Source organism: Candidatus Bealeia paramacronuclearis, from assembly GCF_035607555.1.
Lineage (GTDB): Bacteria > Pseudomonadota > Alphaproteobacteria > UBA9655 > UBA9655 > Bealeia > Bealeia paramacronuclearis.
The window spans coordinates 237,195-254,155 of the sequence record NZ_JAVHWZ010000001.1 but is presented as its reverse complement, the minus strand read 5'-3'; the positions used below and the strand labels follow the sequence as shown (position 1 = coordinate 254,155).

The 16,961-nt window shown below is 42.8% G+C and carries 18 protein-coding genes and 1 tRNA gene; 10 read left to right on the top strand and 9 right to left on the bottom strand.

What is annotated here, in order from left to right; genetic code table 11:
- Positions 1-83 precede the first annotated feature (83 nt).
- Complete coding sequence (locus Bealeia2_RS01280) at positions 84-1,106, top strand: C1 family peptidase (protein WP_331255358.1); 1,023 nt, start codon at positions 84-86, stop codon at positions 1,104-1,106.
- A gap of 30 nt (positions 1,107-1,136) precedes the next feature.
- On the opposite strand, the gene Bealeia2_RS01275 is transcribed toward Bealeia2_RS01280, so the two are convergent.
- From Bealeia2_RS01275 to Bealeia2_RS01265, 3 genes are all read right to left on the bottom strand, one after another.
- Positions 1,137-2,399, bottom strand: coding sequence for an AmpG family muropeptide MFS transporter (locus Bealeia2_RS01275; protein WP_414437835.1), 1,263 nt, complete (start codon positions 2,397-2,399; stop codon positions 1,137-1,139).
- A 34-nt stretch (positions 2,400-2,433) separates the two neighbouring features.
- Positions 2,434-2,508: transfer RNA gene (locus tag Bealeia2_RS01270), tRNA-Gln, on the bottom strand.
- Between the two features lie 94 nt (positions 2,509-2,602).
- Positions 2,603-3,226: a DsbA family protein gene (locus Bealeia2_RS01265; protein ID WP_331255357.1), complete on the bottom strand. Its 624-nt coding sequence runs from the start codon at positions 3,224-3,226 to the stop codon at positions 2,603-2,605.
- A 277-nt stretch (positions 3,227-3,503) separates the two neighbouring features.
- On the opposite strand from Bealeia2_RS01265, the gene Bealeia2_RS01260 reads away from it, so the two are divergent.
- From Bealeia2_RS01260 to hflX, 7 genes are all read left to right on the top strand, one after another.
- Positions 3,504-4,403 (top strand): hypothetical protein, encoded by a 900-nt coding sequence (locus tag Bealeia2_RS01260; protein ID WP_331255356.1) that lies wholly within the window; start codon positions 3,504-3,506, stop codon positions 4,401-4,403.
- Positions 4,404-4,623: 220 nt separating this feature from the next.
- A complete protein-coding gene (locus Bealeia2_RS01255; protein WP_422388038.1) occupies positions 4,624-5,595 on the top strand; it encodes an IS701 family transposase in 972 nt (323 codons plus the stop codon).
- A gap of 33 nt (positions 5,596-5,628) precedes the next feature.
- Positions 5,629-6,132, top strand: coding sequence for a hypothetical protein (locus Bealeia2_RS01250; protein ID WP_331255355.1), 504 nt, complete (start codon positions 5,629-5,631; stop codon positions 6,130-6,132).
- On the top strand, positions 6,129-6,638 hold the full coding sequence (locus tag Bealeia2_RS01245) for a L,D-transpeptidase family protein (RefSeq protein WP_331255354.1): 510 nt from the start codon (positions 6,129-6,131) through the stop codon (positions 6,636-6,638). Before Bealeia2_RS01250 ends, Bealeia2_RS01245 begins: the two co-directional genes overlap by 4 nt.
- A gap of 12 nt (positions 6,639-6,650) precedes the next feature.
- On the top strand, positions 6,651-7,301 hold the full coding sequence (locus tag Bealeia2_RS01240) for an HAD family hydrolase (RefSeq protein WP_331255353.1): 651 nt from the start codon (positions 6,651-6,653) through the stop codon (positions 7,299-7,301).
- 158 nt (positions 7,302-7,459) lie between these two features.
- Complete coding sequence (gene hfq / locus Bealeia2_RS01235; RefSeq protein ID WP_331255352.1) at positions 7,460-7,714, top strand: RNA chaperone Hfq; 255 nt, start codon at positions 7,460-7,462, stop codon at positions 7,712-7,714.
- Positions 7,715-7,732: 18 nt separating this feature from the next.
- Positions 7,733-9,046 (top strand): GTPase HflX, encoded by a 1,314-nt coding sequence (gene hflX, locus Bealeia2_RS01230; RefSeq protein ID WP_331255351.1) that lies wholly within the window; start codon positions 7,733-7,735, stop codon positions 9,044-9,046.
- 1 nt (position 9,047) lies between these two features.
- On the opposite strand, the gene Bealeia2_RS01225 is transcribed toward hflX, so the two are convergent.
- Positions 9,048-10,322 (bottom strand): O-acetylhomoserine aminocarboxypropyltransferase/cysteine synthase family protein, encoded by a 1,275-nt coding sequence (locus Bealeia2_RS01225; protein WP_331255350.1) that lies wholly within the window; start codon positions 10,320-10,322, stop codon positions 9,048-9,050.
- A gap of 167 nt (positions 10,323-10,489) precedes the next feature.
- Between Bealeia2_RS01225 and rplM the strand changes: the two genes are divergently transcribed.
- Positions 10,490-10,954: a 50S ribosomal protein L13 gene (gene rplM / locus Bealeia2_RS01220; protein ID WP_331255349.1), complete on the top strand. Its 465-nt coding sequence runs from the start codon at positions 10,490-10,492 to the stop codon at positions 10,952-10,954.
- Between the two features lie 2 nt (positions 10,955-10,956).
- Complete coding sequence (gene rpsI, locus Bealeia2_RS01215; protein ID WP_414437821.1) at positions 10,957-11,472, top strand: 30S ribosomal protein S9; 516 nt, start codon at positions 10,957-10,959, stop codon at positions 11,470-11,472.
- A 76-nt stretch (positions 11,473-11,548) separates the two neighbouring features.
- Here the strand turns inward: rpsI and Bealeia2_RS01210 are convergent, their stop codons facing one another.
- The 5 genes from Bealeia2_RS01210 to Bealeia2_RS01190 form a co-directional block, all read right to left on the bottom strand.
- Positions 11,549-11,953, bottom strand: coding sequence for a response regulator (locus Bealeia2_RS01210; protein WP_331255348.1), 405 nt, complete (start codon positions 11,951-11,953; stop codon positions 11,549-11,551).
- 141 nt (positions 11,954-12,094) lie between these two features.
- Positions 12,095-14,320 (bottom strand): ribonuclease R, encoded by a 2,226-nt coding sequence (gene rnr, locus Bealeia2_RS01205; RefSeq protein WP_331255347.1) that lies wholly within the window; start codon positions 14,318-14,320, stop codon positions 12,095-12,097.
- 97 nt (positions 14,321-14,417) lie between these two features.
- A complete protein-coding gene (gene tilS / locus Bealeia2_RS01200; RefSeq protein WP_331255346.1) occupies positions 14,418-15,398 on the bottom strand; it encodes a tRNA lysidine(34) synthetase TilS in 981 nt (326 codons plus the stop codon).
- A complete protein-coding gene (ybgF, locus tag Bealeia2_RS01195) occupies positions 15,386-16,195 on the bottom strand; it encodes a tol-pal system protein YbgF (protein ID WP_331255345.1) in 810 nt (269 codons plus the stop codon). Before ybgF ends, tilS begins: the two co-directional genes overlap by 13 nt.
- 201 nt (positions 16,196-16,396) lie before the next feature.
- Positions 16,397-16,891: an OmpA family protein gene (locus Bealeia2_RS01190; RefSeq protein WP_414437820.1), complete on the bottom strand. Its 495-nt coding sequence runs from the start codon at positions 16,889-16,891 to the stop codon at positions 16,397-16,399.
- Between the last annotated feature and the right edge of the window lie 70 nt (positions 16,892-16,961).

The window sequence follows — 16,961 nt, the reverse complement described above, 5'->3', positions numbered from 1 at the left end:
CCATTTTTTCATGTTTTGTTAACTTTTCTTTCATAGCCTCAATTTGCCGCACTGTGCGGTTTTTTAAACTTATGGAGGCATCTATGACTAAGAATTTTCGAATTTTATTAGCCGTAACAACATGCTTGAGTGTCCCATTTTCTCTTTCTGCCGTTCAAAATTGGAAAAAATTACATGAAGAAGTAAACCATAATCATAAGAGTGCTCATAAATTTAGAGGATATAAATCCACAAGCGATGAGACCAAAGAATTCCTTGCCTCTATGAAAGAGTCCCATACAAAACTTCATTTACAACATTCACCCTCAAAAGAAGAGTCTTCTCATTTCTTGCACATGACCGCACCAAAAATTCCCACCAGCTTTGATTTAAGCCAATACACAACCATTTTCGATCAAGGACCATTAGGATCTTGCACAGGCAACTCTCTTGTGGGCGCACTTTTTGCAAGACAGCTCAAAGAACTGAGTGAGGCCAATCCTAAAACAGCCCTTCCTACACTTAAGGTGAATGTCCATCCGGCCTCGCGTTTGTTTGTGTATTATGGCGAAAGACAGTTAGAGGGGACAGTTAATGAGGATTCTGGGGCGAGTATTGGAGACGGCATTAAGTTCATACACACCACAGGTGCGCCTGATGAAACCGTTTGGCCCTATGATGTTTCCAAGTTTGCAATCAAACCACCGGTAACTGCCTGGACGCAGGCCTACAGCCATAAAGCCTTGGATCCAAACTATATGACTCATGATGCAATTATACCTTCTGTCACAGGGCTGAATGCTCTGAAACTGGCTATTTCTTCAGGGGATCTCATTTCATTGGGTATTGCCGTCTATGACAGTTTTGAGTCGGATCAAGTGGCTAAAACAGGCGTTGTGCCTATACCAGATGTGAAGAAGGAGTCTCTTTTGGGGGGACATGCAGTCTTGGCCCTTGGATATGATGATAAAACACAGCTTATTAAATGTGCCAATTCATGGGGTACAAGCTGGGGAGATAAGGGTTATTTCTACTTGCCTTATAAATATTTTGAAGACAGTTCCTTAACTGATGAAGCGTGGATTATTTCCACAGTTCAAAAGCCAAATGTTGTCATTAAAAAATAATTAACTTTAAACGTTAGTAGCGAGGGGGCTTCAGGCTCCCTCTTTGATGAGGTTTTGGGGTTGAGCAATATTGGGTAATTTTTGAATCCAACAAGTGCCTGGAATCATTGCAAAAACCACAAGAAGAAAAAATAAATTCCATCCCAAATGATCGACAAGATATCCAGACCAAGAGGAAATCAGTGTCTGAGAAATGGACGCCGTTGCCGTCATCAGTGCTAATTGAGAGGCCGCGTATGATGGTCTACACGAAATCATTTGGTAAGTGAAAAAAGCGGTTAATCCCAAGCCACTTGTAAAATGTTCTAAAGCCACCGTCGCATAGAGCCAGGACAATGAATAGCCGGCCTGATTTAGGGCTAAAAACATCAGCAACGAAAGGCCATGGGTGATGCCTCCCCAATATAACGTTTTTCGATATCCAATGCGATTAATCAGACTTGCGCCTATAAATCCACCAAGAATCGTCACAATGAGACCAAAAATCTTAGACGCATTTCCAATGTCAATTTTGGAAAACCCAAGAGAGAGATAAAATAAATTGGGCATAGTTCCCAAAATACTATCGGGAAGTCGGAAGAGCATCATAAAAATAAGAACAAACACGCCTCCATGATTAAAAAAGAAATCTTGAAACGGCTCATAAAGCGTTTGAATTAACGAGGTCGATTTTCCCGTTTTCCGAGGGGAAATCGGTTCAGGAATCAGAAAAACAATTCCGATTCCTAAGAGGATAAGGGCAGCATATATTTCATAGACGTGTTGCCAGGAGGTGTAGCTGGCAAGATAGAGTGCGCCCGCACCTGTGGCCATTAGGGAAAGGCGAAATCCAAGGACACTTGTAGCTTCGCCTGTGCCCCAGGTTCGCGCTTCCATAGTTTCAATTTGATAAGCTAAAAGAAGGATGTGTTGGCTGGCTGCAAAAAATGTACTGAGGACGCCAAAGATGACAAAAAGTTCACGTTCTTCTACGGGAGAAAATTGGCTCATCATCAAAAGACTCAAAAGTACTCCCGTTTGCACCGCCAAAAGCCAGCTGCGTCGATGTCCCATTTTTTGGCTCAACCATGGAATGGAATACGCATCAAGAAAAGGCGCCCACAAAAATTTAATGCCATAGGGCAGATGGAGAAGAGCAAAAAGACCAATTTCGGTATAGCTCAAACCATATTCTTTGAGCCAAATAGAAAGCGTTGAGGAGGTCATCATCAACGGAATGCCATTGGTAAACGCAATGAGTCCAATTGCAAATAGTCGCCGGTCACAATAATTTTTTAAAAGTGAGAATGCGATGAAGTTGAAATTTCCTTGTCAGAAATTAAATTTATGGCTGGGGCGGAAGGATTCGAACCCTCGGATGGCGGGACCAAAACCCGCTGCCTTACCACTTGGCTACGCCCCAATAAAGTGAGGCCACCATAAAAAGATTTGAGGAAGATTGCAAGACCTTCACGCATCAATTTTAGATTTTTTTATCGCATCCCTGAATTTTGTTATTAATGCGCAGAAACTTTGTGAACCAACATGGGTGTGATGGTGGTTTTGAACTGATCCATCGTCAAAGCTTGCGGAATGATTTTTCCGTTAATCACAAGTGTCGGTGTTGCTTTAATATTATAGGATTTTTGACCCTCTTGACGGGATTGGATGATTTGATCCATAAGCTCCGTGTTTTGAAGACACGATTCTACCTGATGCTTTGTCATACCATTTTCATAGGCAATTTTCTTGAGTTCGGCCTCAGCATCCTTGGCAAACATCCAACGTTCTTGTGTGCTGAAAAACACATTCACCATTTTGGGGTGAAGCTGAGGCCCCCCACAAAACGCAAGTTGCGTGGCCTTAAGACTTAATCCATCTCCTGGGTAATCGCGATGAATAACCTTCAGTTGACCTTGATCGACATATTGAGATTTAATCTCGGGTAAAACTTTCAAATGAAAATCTGCACAATGGGGGCAGGTCATGGAGGTGTACTCAATCATCGTCACAGGAGCACCCTCTTTGCCCAAGACAATTTCTGGCAACGGCTTTACGGATTCTTTTTTCGTATTCGCTGCATAAAGATAATTTGTACCGATGAGTAAAAATACAAACACTTTCATCAATTTTTTCGCCATCTCTAGCCTCATTAATTTTTTTTCCAAGCTTATAAGACCCTTTACAGAATCACAAGAGTTTCTGTTTTTATGTCAATTCGTCGTTTGGGTGAGCTTTCCATGATTTTTTAATTCAAAAATAAAGTAATGTAAACTATTTTTATAAAAAAATAAAATAAAAATCTCAAAAGGCCAAGTTGATAAACGACTTGACGCTTTTCGTGTTTCCTACCAAACTTTCTGAAATCCATAAATTTATGGATTATTATTAACTTTTCCAAACAAGGGTATTTAGTCAATGCGTTATTTTTTAATGGCTTTATCTGTCACAACAACGCTATGTGCCGCGGAGGCTGAAAAAAAAGAACTCAATGTCGATTCTTTTCAAAACGATTATCGCTACCAGAAATTCTCAAGATTTATTGGGAACAAACTTCAAAATTTTCAAAAATCGCATATGCCTCAAGTGAAAAATGTTTTCTATCCTTTTGGAGGACCGGATCTTTTGCATCCTCTCCTCCTTTTTCCAGATGCAAAGATTTATGTTTTAGTCGGGTTGGAGCCTCTTGGAGCTCCACTTTCTTTAGAAAATGCAAATTCCACTTCTGCCAAGCTGGACTCGCTTTTGCGCAGAGGCTTTTTTGTCACATCTACGATGGGTCAAACATTTAATGCTAAAAGCGGGGTTCGGGCGGCACTGGGGCTCGAGATCCTCCTTTCAGGTGGAAAAATAGTAAAGGATGAAATAATTGATCCTCAAACGCTAAAAATTTCCTTTGAATGGAGGGGGCAGCAAAAAGTTGTTTATTATTTAAAACGGAATCTCATTTCCGACTCTAATGAATTGTTTGTCTTTTTACACCAAGTGGATGTTTCGGATGCCTGCTTAATCAAGTCCAGCTCTTATGCTCTTCATAATAAAGAGTTTGGTGACCTTAAAGAAAAAATCCTCAAATCCTTTTCTCTTTTGGTTCAGGATGATACAGGGGTGCCTCTAAGAGACCTTGGGGGCCAAGATATTCAACTCTTTGGAAATTATACGGCGCCTTACGGCAAAGAATTTAAAAGCTATCATCAAAAGAGCTTGGCTCGGAAATATCAAAACACACAAGGTGTAACACCTTTAGATTTTTGCTTTGGTTATGGGTGCGGTCGAGTTCCTGCAAATCTCATGATCACTAAGCTTAGACCTCAGTAAAAATGTTGAGAAATCTAATCATTATGGTTTTTCTCATAACATCAGAGGGATTTTGTAACCCTGGAATGACACAAGAATTAGGAGATACATTCTCTCCAAAAACTTGGGCTTATCTTTGTGGTCTTTCAGAGAGTTTTGATTCGGACACGAGTTACGCAGTTTGCAGGAGAAGAGAGAAGAGATAAGGTGAGAGGGAATATTTATTAAATGAGAAGAAATGATGTCTCGACACAAATGCACAAAATCACTTTATCGTTCATTTTTACAAGCCAGCAGTGTGCGCTATTCAGGGTTGGCACTTTCGGAGGTGTCACCGATTCCATTGTCGCATGACAGCGTCAATCGATGGTTGAGTTCTAGTGCATTGCGTCCGAGCGGAGTGTGGAATCTTACTCAATCTCTTATTAACAAGAAAGAACCTTGTTTTTTAGTATGTGACGATACAATTTTGGATAAAAATCGGAGCGAGAAGATAGAGCTTGTGCATTATCAGTATTCTGGGAATGCCCATGATGTTATTGCGGGGATAGGTCTTGTCAATTTGGTATGGCATGGCCTGAGGAGTCATGACTCTATTCCTGTTGATTATCGTATTTATGATAAAGCCAGCGATGGCAAAAGCAAGAATGACCATTTCAGGGAAATGTTAAAGCTGGCTCAAGACAGAGGGATAAATCCGGATGACGTGGTTGCAGACGCTTGGTACTCGAGCTTGAATAATCTGAAGGCCATTGAATCCATAGGCTGGACATGGGTGATGGGGTTGAAGAAAAACAGGAAAGTGAATCGTGGAGAAACTCTTGAAAAGCTGGACATTCCAGATGAAGGACTGAAAGTTCACTTACGCGGATATGGATGGATTACTGTTTTCCGGTTTGTTGCCAAAAACGGTCGCACGGATTATATCGGAACCAATAGGGATAATCCCTCTCGTGATCATATTGAACTGGTCATGAAATCGCGTTGGAAAATCGAAGTTTATCATCGGGAATTAAAGCAAACATGCGGTCTTGAACGCTGTCAGTCTCGCACGGGACGAGCCCAAAGAAATCATATATTTCTTGCCATTTCGGCTTGGATTCAAAGATTTAAAAGACGACTTGCTGGAGGCTTCTCTTTTTATCAGCAGCAGTGGGATGTTATTAAGCATGATATCTCTAGAGAAATAACAAAACTCATGTCTTTCGCTTAGATTCCCACCCTTTTGCTGCAAACTGCGTAACTCGTGTCGGAACAAGAAATTCAGAACAGAGTCATCCTTAATGAGATTGGGAAAAGTCTGAACGTCAAATTCCTAGCCATTCATCCCTTTGACAGATGTGAAAAGGCAAGAAATCAAATTTGTTGGCCACATTATACAGACGCACAAGCTCTAGAAACCTATGACAAAATTGTGAATGCCCTTCAAGGTGAGCCGGTCTGCGGATTTATAGGATTTTCTAATGGCGGCTTTTTCTTGAATTATCTTGCCCAACTTAAAGAGTTACCTTTTCCCATCATTTCAATTGGTGCAGGGGGCTTGGTGAGCTCCACGCCTCCCTCCAATTCATTGACTTTGATTGCAGGTAAATTAGAAGTTGTTTATGAGTCCGCACGACTGTTTTCAGAAACTGCAAAAGGGTCGCCACTGCTTGTTAAATTTATTGAACATGAGGGGGGTCATATAGTGCCGAAAGAGACTCTTGAAAATCACATGCGATTAAATTTTTTAGGTGAAAAAAGCTTATGAAAAATCTGATTGTTAAAGGTACACAGGCCATTTGGGGAAATGCTACTTTTTCAATTGTTCATGGTTGTGGTGGCATCACCAAAAATAAGAGTGAAGGGGATGGCTCAACGCCCGTAGGCACATTTCCTTTCAGATGTGTTTTTTATCGTAAAGATCGCATTCCTGAAATTGAAACAGACCTTCCTTTGCATATCCTCGAAAAAGAGGATGGCTGGTGCGATGACGTCAATGATCCACTTTACAATCGCTATGTAAAATTGCCTTATTCCGGGAGGCACGAGGACTTATGGCGAGAAGATCGCCTTTATGATATTATCGTTGTTATGGGGTATAATGATGACCCTGTGGTGCCATACAAAGGCAGCGCTATCTTCGTTCATTTAAAGCCGCTTGCGGGAAAATCAACTGCCGGTTGCATTGGACTTGAAAAAGAGGTCTTGGTTAAGGTATTAAAAGAAGCAACGCTTGAAAGTTGTTTAATTGTTGAGGCCCCTCTGGGAGCTTAAGGAAAAGAAATCATGTCATTTGTACTACCCTCAAGACTTCCGCAAGCCATTCTGTTTGATTGGGATAACACCCTTGTCGATACGTGGAAAACGACTTTTGACGGAATCAACTCAACGCTTGCTCGCATGGACAAACCCCTCATGACGATAGATGATTTTTGGGCGACCCCACATCTTTCGCTTCGGGATTCTTTTCCAGAGATGTTCGGTCATCATTGGCAAGAGGCGGAAAAACATTTTTACGAACACGTCCTGGAAACGCACATCGAAAATCTGGATATCCACGATGGTGCCCATGATCTCTTAGAACTGATTTTCAGCAAAGGGATTTACATGGGTGTGGTCAGCAATAAAAATGGCCCGCTCTTGCGTCGCGAAGTGAGTCATATTGGATGGGATCCTCACTTCGGAAAAGTTGTAGGTGCCCGCGATACGGCTGAAGATAAACCTTCCCCTCTTCCCGTCAAAGCCGCCCTTGAAAATACAGGTATTTTTCACGGTCCTGAAGTTTGGTTCGTGGGTGACTCCATCGTAGATGTCCGCTGTGCCAAGGCCACAGGCTGTATTCCCATTGTGGTCGGACACGATGAGGCGTCCCGAGAAGATAATATTGTGCATTTGGGTGATTGTAAAATGCTTGCAAAATTCATTGAAAACATGTAAGTATACTTTTGCTGTATTTTTTATTGGTGGTGCTAACGTTTTTTTAACGAAACCTCCTTTATAAACGAAATAGGGCACGGCGAGATAATCTTCTAGATTGAGGGTCGTTTATCGCTGTTCATTTTTCACTTATAACAAAAAAGTAAAGGGGTAACCCAATGTCCTCATCAGAAAAAAGCCAAAACGTCCAAGACGTTTTTTTAAACTATCTCAGAAAAAACAAAACTCCAGTGACCTTGTTTTTGGTCAATGGTGTGAAGTTGCAGGGAATTGTCACTTGGTTTGACAATTTTTCTGTCTTGTTACGTCGAGAAGCCCATATCCAACTTGTGTATAAGCATGCTATTTCTACAGTCATGCCGATTAACCCGATTCAACTCTTCGAAGGAGAGAAGGTCGAAGCCAGCGAATGAGCGCGTGAGTCATAATCTATGACATATGAAAATCTGAGCACCCCGGAAGGCACATCTTCTGGGGTTGTTTTTATCGTACATCCTCAAGTGACCAAAGGCGCCCGCGCGGAAACGCGAGACCATGCTCAAGGGCGCCTTCAAGAAGCTACGGGTTTGGCAGAGGCAATTAATCTCACTGTAGTGGGATCCCGTATGCTCAATGTGAAATCCATCCGCGCCAATCTTTTTTTAGGAGAAGGGCAAGTCGATGATCTTAAAGGTGAAATCAAAGATCTGAATGCTTCACTCGTCCTCATGGACGCCCACATTTCGCCTATACAGCAACGTAATCTTGAAAAAGCTTGGAATGTAAAAGTGATTGATCGCAGTGAACTTATTCTCGAGATTTTTGGAGAACGAGCCCGCACAGCTGAAGGACGCCTTCAAGTAGAGCTTGCCGCACTCAGTCATCAGCGAAGCCGTTTGGTCCGGGCTTGGACTCATCTTGAACGCCAAAGGGGCGGTTTTGGATTTATGGGTGGCCCTGGTGAATCTCAAATTGAGCTGGATCGCCGAATTATTGATGACCGTATTGTGAAAATTAAAAAAGAACTCGAATCGGTGATCAGAACTCGCAAACTCCATAGAAAAGCGCGTGATCGCGTTCCTTATCCAATTGTCGCTTTGGTGGGATACACGAATGCCGGAAAATCCACTCTCTTTAATCGCATGACCCACTCCGAGGTTTTGGCCAAAGACATGCTTTTTGCCACCTTAGATCCGACCATGCGCCGCGTGGATTTACCTTCGGGACGCGAGATTATTTTATCTGATACGGTTGGATTTATTTCTGATCTTCCCACCTCATTAATTGCGGCTTTCAGGGCTACTTTGGAGGAAGTTTTAGAAGCCGATCTCATCCTTCATGTCCGCGATATTTCTCATCCCTATACGGATCAGCAAGCAGGTGATGTCATGAAAATTTTAGGTGATTTGGGGCTTAAAAATGTCGAAAACTCCCACCTGATTGAAGTTTTAAATAAGACAGATCTTTTGGATCCTGAAGACCAAAAGGCTCTTGTAAATGCGTCCCATCGCACGGAATACCCTCAAAAAGTTGTGCTCTCAGCTTTGACCGGAGAGGGAATTCTCGATCTTCTTCAAAAAATTGAAGATTTCTTTTTGAATCAAGAGCAAGAAGTTGAAATTCATTTAAAATATGAAGATGGCGCGACTTTGGCTTGGCTTTATCAAAACGGGGCTATCCTCAATCGTGAGGAGGGCGAAGAGGGCATCACTCTTAAAGTAAAACTTTCCCCCCTTATCAAGGCTCGATTTGAAAAACAGATTTAAATTATAATGCCTTTTCTAAATCTTGAATTAAATCGTCAACATTCTCAATCCCTACAGAAAGTCGAATGGTGTTGGGCGAAATGCCTGCGGATTTGAGTTGCCCCTCTTCCAGTTGTTTGTGGGTCGTTGAAGCAGGGTGGATAATGAGGCTTGTGGCTTCTCCAATGGTTGCGGCATGGGCAAAGAGTTTGCAATTTTCAACCAATTTGACGCCCGCATCATACCCGCCTTTAAGATCAAAACAAAAAACGGGGCTAATGCCTTGAGGCGAATATTTTTGAGCTCTTTTAAAATAGGGACTTCCAGGTAGTCCCGCATAATGCACTTTTTCAATCTGAGGATGCTTTTCCAAAAAGGTTGCAATTTTGAGGCCATTTTTCACATGCTTTTCCATGCGCAACGACAAGGTATCAATTCCTTTTAATGTATCGAACGCATTAAAAGCCGATTGGCAAAATCCCAGATCCCGCAGCCCCACACTGCGAGCATAAGTTATATAGGCTGCATTGGGAAACTTTTCGATAAATTGAAGTCCGTGGTAACTGCCAGAAGGCTGATGAAGGCTTTGAAAATGAGGTTGATCTTTCCAAGGAAATGTCCCTCCATCCACAACTATACCGCCCATAGAAGTGCCATGACCGTTAATAAATTTTGTGGTTGAATGTACGACAATATCAGCACCCCATAAAAAAGGTTTTATGAGATAGGGCGAGGGGATAGTATTATCCACAATTAAGGGAATGTCATGGGTGTGCGCAATTTCTGCAAGTATTTCGATGTCCGCAATATGTGTTGAAGGATTGGCTTGGCTTTCGCAAAAAATTGCCCGTGTTTTCTCGGTGATTAGGTTTTTAATTCCTTCAAAATCGTCAATATTCACAAAATGGCAATGCCATCCAAATTTTTCAAACGCCTCATGGAATTGCGCTATGGAGCCTCCATAAAGGCGATTGGAGGCAATAAATTCAAGCCCCGGCCCCATAAGCGGGAAAAGAGCCAAAAGATTTGCCGCAAGGCCTGAGGAAACTGCTACCGCTCCAATGCCGCCCTCAAGGGCTGCAATCCTCTTTTCAAGGATCTCAACGGTCGGATTTGTGAGTCGTGAATAAATGGACCCTTCTGCCTCAAGGCTAAAGAGGTTTGCTGCATCTGCAATGCTTTTAAAACGATACGCAACTGTTTGGGTAATGGGAATCGCCAAAGGCGTACCCATTCCACGTTCGTCGCCAGCGTGAATAGAAAGTGTTTCAAAATGAAGATGATCTTTTTCGTTCATGGTTCATCCCCCTTTTTATTGATACGCTTATTTATACCAAAAAATAGTTAAGATTCAGATAAGAGTATGGTATTATTTTACCTCTTTCCAAGAGATGAATTTGATTGACTTAATGACGTGTAATGAGATAAAAGTCTCATGTTCAATTAAGGAGAAAAGGGCTCATCATGAAAACTTATTCAATGAAAGCCAATGAAATCGACAAGAAATGGATTCTTATCGATGCAAAAGATTTGGTTTTAGGTCGTCTTGCAACCATCGTTGCAAACCACCTACGTGGAAAACATAAACCCACTTTCACACCTCACATGGACTGTGGAGATTATGTGATCATTGTGAATGCTGATAAAATTCAGCTTACAGGAAACAAGCTCAAGGACAAAAAATTCTACTGGCACACAGGACATCCTGGTGGAATTAAAGAGCGCACCATGGAAAATATTTTGGGGGGGCGCTATCCTGAGCGTGTGGTCACAAAAGCTGTTGAGCGCATGATTACGCGAGGTCCTTTGGGACGTCAACAAATGTGCAATCTCAAGGTTTATGCGGGACCTGAGCATCCCCATGCAGCACAAAATCCAGAAATTTTGGATGTGGCTGCAATGAATCGTAAAAACACAAGGAGTGCATAACTATGGCACAAGAGAAAGTATCCCTTGCGGACTTAAAGAATGCCGTAAAATCAGAAGACAAGTCTGCAAAGACTGAAGCCGTTGTGGCTGGGAATCAAGTTGGTGAATTGCCTGCTCCAAAAATTGACGCACAAGGCCGTTCATATGCGACAGGAAAACGTAAAGACGCCATTGCCCGTGTTTGGATTAAGCCAGGTAAAGGTAAAGTGACCGTTAATGGTCGTGATAGTGTTGTTTATTTTGCACGTCCCGTTTTGCGTATGATGATCAACCAGCCTTTTCAAGTTGCCAATCGCGAAACACAATATGATGTTGTGTGCACGGTTATCGGTGGAGGTCTTTCCGGGCAAGCTGGCGCTGTTAAGCACGGCATCAGCAAGGCTTTAACATATTACGAGCCCACACTGCGAACAGATCTTAAAAAAGCCGGATTCTTGACGCGTGATAGTCGTATCGTTGAGCGTAAGAAATATGGTCACAAAAAGGCCCGTCGTAGCTTCCAATTCTCGAAGCGTTAAGGTTTTTTTACGATCCTAAAAAAGGAGGTTTCGGCCTCCTTTTTTATTTGTGTTTTTTTGCCCGGGGTGATGAATTTTATGCCTTGGCCTGTGACTGATTTTCGATGAGATATTCACCCAGATAAGGCAATAATGTCCCAAAAAAACTTTCAATAGTAAGTGGTTTTGGGAGGTAGGCATCACATCCCAAAGTTTTGAAGCGCTCCTGATCAAGAGGAGAGGCAAAGGCTGTAATGACGATTACGGGGATATGTTTCAAAATAAGATCGCTTTTTAGTCTGTTGAGAACTTCCTCCCCGGAAATGTCAGGAAGTTGAATGTCTAAAAGAATAACAGTAGGGACTTTTTTTTCCGCAAGTTCTAAGGCTTTTTGGCCTTCTCCTGTTGTGATGTAGGAAATGTCGTGGGCTTCGAGTAAATCGCAGCACAATTTCATGTTCATTTCGTTATCTTCAACAATCAAAACGGAAGGATTAGACATAACGTCTCCAAGTTCAAAATGGGTGCGGGAAGGTGGGTTTTGATAAAAAACCTACCGAACACATTTCATTACTGAAAAAGCCTCCCTGGCATTTTGGATGTTGGCTCCTTCTCCCACCCCCTTAAAATAGGGGGGAGAAAGTTAATTTTTCGTAACTTTTCTGGAAGATTTTCGAGGGCGAGACGGTTTTTTCTTAAGAGGCTGTTTCGCCTTTGCTTTTTTGGAGGATGATGAAGCAGATTTGTCTTGGTAAAGTTCTAAAGTGACTGTATTTGTGAGTGGATTGGCTTCACTCAATGTCACCATTAAAGGATCTCCCAGGGTAAATGTGAATCGTGTGCTTCGCCCCACGAGACGATGCTGATGTTCCTCATAAAGATAATAATCTGAAGGTAATGTGCGAATAGGAATCAGCCCTGTGGCGCCTGTTTCATCCAAGCTTACAAAAAGCCCAAAATTGGCCACGCCCGTAATATGGCCGCGGAATACTTTTCCTAAGTGCTCTTTTAAAAAGAGAGTAATATAGCGCTCAATAGAGGCACGTTCAGCTGCTGCGGCTTGCCGTTCGGTGGTTGATATGTGATCACCAATGACGTAGAGATCTTCGTGTCCCTCAAGCCCTCCTGGGCCAAATTTTAAACTTTTGACAAGTGATCGGTGCACGATCAAATCCGCATACCGCCGGATGGGAGAGGTAAAGTGGCTATATTTCGTAAGACTCAATCCAAAGTGGCCGATATTTTCGGGATGATACAAAGCCTTGGCCTGAGTTCTTAATGTGAGCTCATTCACCATTTTGGCTTGGGGACTATCGACAACCGCATTCAAAAGATTTTGGAATGTCTTGGGGGTGACTGTTTGGCCTTTAGGAAAAGCAATCCCAAGGCCTTGTAGTGTTTCTCTCAGTGCGGCCAATTTCTCAGGCGTTGGTGCATCATGAATCCTGTAAAGATTGGGCATGCGCAATTGTTCAAGCTGTTGAGCAGCTGCCACATTGGCCAGGATCATAAATTCTTCAATTAGCTTGTGGCTCTCATAACGCTCCCGTGGGAGGATATGAGAAATATGACCTGAATCATCAATGATTACTTTTTGTTCGGGAATCTCGAAATCCAAAGTGCCACGATATTCGCGGGCAGCTTTCAATAGGGCATAAGCTCCATAAAGGGGTTTAATGGTGGCTTCTAAAAAATGTGCCGTGGCCTCATCGGGATTTCCGTCAAAGGCGGCTTGAACTTGAGTGTATGTGAGACGCGCCCGTGAGCGCATAAGACCGCGAACAAACTCATATTTTTTCAATCGCCCCTTTGAATCAAGCCAAAGATGCACGGCAAGACACGCGCGATCAACATCGGGTTTCAACGAGCACATTTCGTTAGAAAGAGCCTCGGGTAACATCGGCACAACGCGATCAGGAAAATAAACCGAATTTCCCCGCAGATAGGCTTCTTGATCCAATTTGCTTCCGGGACGGACGTAATAACTAACATCGGCAATGGCAACCAAAATGTGCCATCCAGTTTCCGTATGCTCAGCCCAAACGGCATCATCAAAATCGCGAGCATCTTCTCCATCAATGGTGACAAGTGGATAATCTCTCAAATCCACACGATGTTCTTCGAGAGGAAATTTTGCGACCGTCTCAGCCTCTTTTAAAACCTCTGATGAGAAAATATGAGGGATATTAAATTCATAAAGTGCAATGAGGCTGATGGCATGGGGGTCATTATGTTTTCCCAAAACTTGATGAACGTGAGCTGCTGGAAGATGAGAGCGATGGGGACGCATGAGTTTTGCCAAAACCAAATCTCCGGGCTCCACTGGGATTTCAGAAAGGAGTGGAAAGTTCACATCTTGCCGCCGTCGGTCGGCGGGAATAAGGAAAAGTCCGCGAGGTGTTTTTTCTACCTGTCCCACAATCGTGCGGGTGGCACGGGGTATCGATCGGATCAGACGGGCTGCGTAAAATTTTTCTGAAGCGATCCAGTTCAGTTTAACCAAAACATGATCACCGGGATTTAAAGAGGTTGCGCGTTTATCCTCTAGAAGAATGCGACCTTGGGCTTTTTGATCTTCCAAGGGAACCAAAACAATTTCACCATGTTCAGTGACTTCTGCTGTAGCTTCACACAAAAGAATTGATGGCAATTTTCCTTTTTCGTGGACATGGCGACGGGCTCCACGCTCAATTTGACCATCTTGAGCCAGTTCTTTCAAAATATCTTTCAACCACAAGCGGCCTTGCCCTCGCAAATGAAACGCACGAGAAATTTCTCGTTTTCCTACAAGCTGAGGACTTGAAGAAATGAACTCAAGAATTTCCGCTTTGGTGGGGAGAGGAGGCGTCTTGCTTTTATCTTTTTTCATGGCTTGAGAACTTTCTCAGAGAAATAATGTATTTTTACTTTGAGTGATTGTAGAACTTTTATGATTTTATCTGGCATGAGCGCGGGTTACAAACAGTTTATTTCCGCGTCTCACGCTCAACGGTTACTTGCCCTTGTTTAAAGCGAATAATGCAAGACGCAAGTGTGGTGGCTTTAAATGAGGGGGAGTAAAGTTCAGCCCATAATCTTTCAAGAGATTCTGAATCGGGGGGATAAATGCGATCAGAAACCCTTTTAAGGCACGTCGCTAAAATTCGTTTTCCCAATGCCGGAGGAAGATCTTTTATCAAATTGCAATCAAAAGAAATAGAGCTACTTTCGTGCTGAGAAACATGTTGTGTCATCCAGTTTTCAACTCGGTCCTCAAAATAATCCGCATCCTCCCGAAGTTTTTGCATGGTTTTTAAGAGCATGTCAAAAGAATGCCCCTCTTCCAGAAGGGCTTTGCGAATACGAATGCGAAGGTATTTTTCATTGTCATTGCTAGGGTCTTCAATCCAAGACTGGTTGAGATCCTTTAAATAAGATCTTAATCGTTCTGGACCCACATTGAGAAGCGGGCGCAGAAGCGTTAAATTCCCGCGTCGAATTTTGGATTTCATTCCAGAAAGCCCTTCAGGACCGCTGCCTTTTAAAAGGCGCATCCAAAATGTTTCTTCTTGATCTTTGCGATGATGGGCCAAAAATAAATGTGAAATTCCCTGATCTGCGCAGGCCTTTTCGAGAAGTTGATAACGGGCATTACGGGCTTGTTCTTGAATGCGAGATTCAATCCCTTCATGATCCCAAATAAGGATTTTGTGGGAAATATTTCTTTCCTCAAGCCATGACGCCACTTTTTGAGCCTCTTTTTGGGAATTTTTTCTCAGTCTATGATCGACATGAAAAGCCATGAGTTTCTTGTGATGCTTTTGGCACACATCAGATAAAAAAAACGTGAGCGCCAAACTATCAGCCCCCCCTGAGCAGGCCACGGCTACTTTTTTGATTTGCTGAAACGAGAAGAATTTGAGGGAGGCCTCAAATTCTTCAAGTGTATAAGGTGTTAGTTCGGGCACGAAAGGGCTTTAATGAGCTTTGTGGATTCTGATTTATGCGATTTAGGATGGCTTGATTGAAGTTGTGCAAGCGCTTTGCACGCGTCTGATTTTCGGTCCATGGCTTCCAAAGATTTGGCCAATTTGAAAAGCATATCGGGTGCTTTTTCAGATTTTCCATAAGTTTTATAACCTTTGGCAAAAGCAGCTGCGGCGGACTCATAACTTCCTCGAACATAATGTGTCACTCCCAACCAATATTGGGCTTTCCCTGCAAGTTCATCTTTGGGATGATCTTTCACAAAACTTGCAAATGCTTTTTCAGCAGCTTCATAGTCCCCTTTTTCCAAAAGCTCTCGGGCTTTTTCGTAAGCGGCTTCTCCTCCTTCCGCTTTTTCTTCTTTTTTAGAAGAAGCGATAGTGGTAATCCCTGCAGCGCCTGCAGCAGCGCCACTTCCAGCGGCACCTAACGTTCCCATTATATTTTCAGGCGTATCTTTTTTGACACCTTCTCCTAAAGGAATGGGAAGTTCTTCTTGGCCAAGTTTGGCTTCAGTGGGAGTTGGTGTGATTCCGAGAGGCGCACCACTTTTATGACCTTCGAGTTCATTCAGGCGCAATTCCATATCAGAAAGGGCCCGATCGAGCCGTGATTTTAATTCTTGAGTTTCGTGTTTTGATTCTTCAAACGATCCCATGAGTTCTCGATTTTGATCTTCAAGAGCGCTCACTCGATTCATGAGATCACTGACCACATTTTCCTCAGTGGCCAATTCTTCATTTGTGGCATTAAGAGGGGTAAAAGACAACAAAGTCATTACTGAAAGTGCGAATAAATTTTTTTGAAGTACGCTCGTTTTCATTCTTAATTAAGTCCCAAATTTAAAAAGTGATATATATGCCACATTAGTTCAAAAAAACGATTTAGTCAATTTGATCTCTGTCATTTTATCTGAGTTGCAACAAAAAAGCACTGACAAATCTGCCAGTGCTTTTTCGTTATTTTCGTGAAAAAACGATTAGTCGAGAACTGTAATCGCAACACGATTTTGTTGATAAGCCCACTCTGATCCATCTTCTGGAACAACTTGACGGTTCTTACCATAGCTGATCACTTTAACGCGTGCATCAGCAACACCGTGGGATACCAATTGACGCTTCGCAGCTTCAGCGCGACGCTCACCCAAAGCAATGTTGTACTCTACAGTACCACGGCTATCGCAATGACCTTGAATAGTCACTGTGTACTGACCGTATTGCTTCAGCCAACCGGCTTGACGTTCAATCGTTGCCATGCCTTCAGCTTCAACAGCAGATTTGTCAAAAGCGAAGAAAACGCGGTCTCCAACGTTCTCAACGAAATCAGCAACAGAACCAGGAGTTGCAGCTCCCATTACAGCATGTGCACCAGCAGCACCGCCTTGGCCAGCAACATCTAAGCACTCATCAGATGAGGACTCGCACGCCGCAAGAGCAGCCGCAGCAGCTAAAAGGCTAATTACTTTCAATTTCATTTTATTCTCCCTCATATATTAGCAGGGTCACCCTACTCAAATACTCTTAAAAAATAGTTAATAAAAAAAA